Source organism: Pseudomonas monteilii NBRC 103158 = DSM 14164 (assembly GCF_000730605.1).
GTDB classification, from domain to species: Bacteria; Pseudomonadota; Gammaproteobacteria; order Pseudomonadales; family Pseudomonadaceae; genus Aquipseudomonas; species Aquipseudomonas monteilii.
In genome coordinates this window covers 1-2,250 of sequence record NZ_BBIS01000106.1, presented here as the reverse complement: position 1 = coordinate 2,250, position 2,250 = coordinate 1, and the positions used below count along the sequence as shown (strand labels likewise).

At 64.6% G+C, this 2,250-nt stretch carries 1 protein-coding gene and 1 pseudogene; both read left to right on the top strand.

What is annotated here, in order from left to right; all coding sequences use genetic code 11:
• Nucleotides 1–49: 49 nt before the first annotated feature.
• Nucleotides 50–1,738 (top strand): annotated as a pseudogene (locus tag PM2_RS31755) (type VI secretion system Vgr family protein); the annotation flags it as partial.
• Nucleotides 1,715–2,250: DUF2345 domain-containing protein (locus tag PM2_RS31750; protein ID WP_233425969.1), on the top strand; the 536-nt coding region annotated here is incomplete at its 3' end. The pseudogene PM2_RS31755 and the gene PM2_RS31750, both read left to right, overlap by 24 nt.

Genomic DNA, 2,250 nt, shown 5'->3' with positions numbered 1-2,250 from the left:
TTTTCGGAAACTTCCTACAAGTTCTTAGGAGACCTTTACAGGAGTTTGCATGAGCAACTTAAACGCTGTGCGTTTTACCTTCAGTACACCGGCTGACGAAACCCTCCCGTTCGATGTGGTGTCATTCGAACTGACCGAAGGGATTTGCCAGTTGTACTGCCTGCAAGTTGAACTGGTGAGCGAATTCGACAATGCCGACTTTGCCAACCTGCTCGACCAGCCCGCCGTGCTGACGATCTGGCAGCAACAGCAAGCCGTGCGTCACGTACATGGCCTGATCAGCAGCTTCGAACAAGGCAAGACCGGCCACCGCCGTACCCGCTACCGCGCCGTGATCGAACCGCAACTGGCCCGCGCCGGGCTGCAATCGGACTGGCGCATCTTCCAGCACCGCCCGGTCCCGCAACTGTTGGAGGAACTGTTCCGCGAACGCCAGTGGGGCACCCTGACCCAGTACCTGGTGAATCCGCATCAAAGCCGCGAATACTGTGTGCAGGCCGGTGATCTGGACCTGGACTTCTTCTGGCGCCTGTCCGCCGAGGAAGGCCTGGTGTCGATTTTCGAGCACAGCGAAGGCAGCCATGCCGTGGTGCAAGCCGACAAGGTCAATCAGTTCGGCGCCCTGGACGGCGAGCCGGTGCTGTACGTCGCCAACCGCGGTGGCATGGCCCCGCAACCCTGCCTGCACCAGTTCACCTACCGAGAGCAGGTTCGCACCAGCGTGCAGGTGCAGCGCGACTACACCTTCACCCACCCGCGCTACAACCTTGAACACACGATGTACCCCAAGCGTATGGGCAACCAGGGTAACGACTAAGAGCGCTACCACTACCCCGGCCGCTACAAGCACGACAACGCCGGCAAGCCGTTCACCCAGACCCGCGTCGACGCCCTGTTCGCGGATGCCCGCGTGGCGGAAGTCGAAGGTGACGATGCGCGGCTGCAGCCGGGCATTGCCTTCGAGCTGACGGGCCATGCCCGCGAGGACATGAACACCCTCTGGCGGCCGCTGCACATCAAGCATGTGGGGCGCCAGTTCACTGCGCTGGAAGAGGATGCCGCCGAGGCCGAAACAGGCACCTCCTACACGCTCACCGCCACCTTGATTCCCGCCGAGGTCGAGTGGCATGCACCGGCCTGCCGCAAACCGGTGATCGAAGGCCCGCAGATGGCCAAGGTGGTCGGGCCGCCCGGCGAGGAAATCTACTGCGACGAGCACGGCCGCGTGCGCGTGCAGTTCCCCTGGGACCGACTGGGCCAGGACGACGACAAAAGTTCATGCTGGGTACGCGTGACGCAGGCCTGGGCCGGCGCCAGCTGGGGCCATGTGGCCATTCCGCGCATCGGCCAGGAAGTGGTGGTCAGCTTTCTCAACGGCGACCCCGACCAGCCGATGATCACCGGGCGCAGCTACCACATCGTCAACCGCACGCCGTATCGCCTGCCCGAGTTCAAGGCAGTCAGCCCGATCCGCAGCAAGGAGCACCACGGTAAACGCCACAACGAGCTGCGCCTGGACGACACCACCGGGCAGATCAGCGCGGCGCTGATGAGCGACCATGACCACACCGCGCTGCACCTGGGCTACCTCACCCACCCCCGCCACTTCGGCGGCCAGCCCCGTGGCCAAGGCTTCGAGCTGCGCACCGACACCCACGGCGTGGTCCGCGCCGGTGGCGGCCTGCTGCTGACCACCGAACTGCGCGCCCGCGCCGTGCAGCACCACACCGACCTGGGCGAAACCGCCGAACGCCTGAAAACCGCACAGGAATACCACACCACCTTCGCCAGGGTCGCCCGCGATCACCAGGCCCAGGAAAGCGGCGATCAGGATGAAGTGGGCGAAGCGCTGAAAGCGCAGCACGACGCCATCTGCGGGCATCGTGGCAACCCGCAAAGCAACCACTTTCCGGAACTGGTCGACCCGCAGCTGGTGCTGGCCAGCCCCACCGGCATCGCCGCCACCACGCCGGAGTCCACCCACATCGCCAGTGGCGAGCACCTGGGGCTGAGCACCGGGGGCCACACCAGCATGGCCATCGGCAAGCGCTTGCTGATCAGTGCCAGCCGCGGGGTTCGGCAGTTCGTGCAGAGCATGGGCTGGCGGCTGGTAGCGGCTACCGGCGATATCGACCTGAAGGCACTGAAGGACAACATCAATCTGCTGGCCAAGCTCAAGGTCAGCGTCACGGCAGAGCGCATCACCCTCAGTGCCAAGGAGGAGTTGGTGATCCAGGCCGGTGGCAGCAG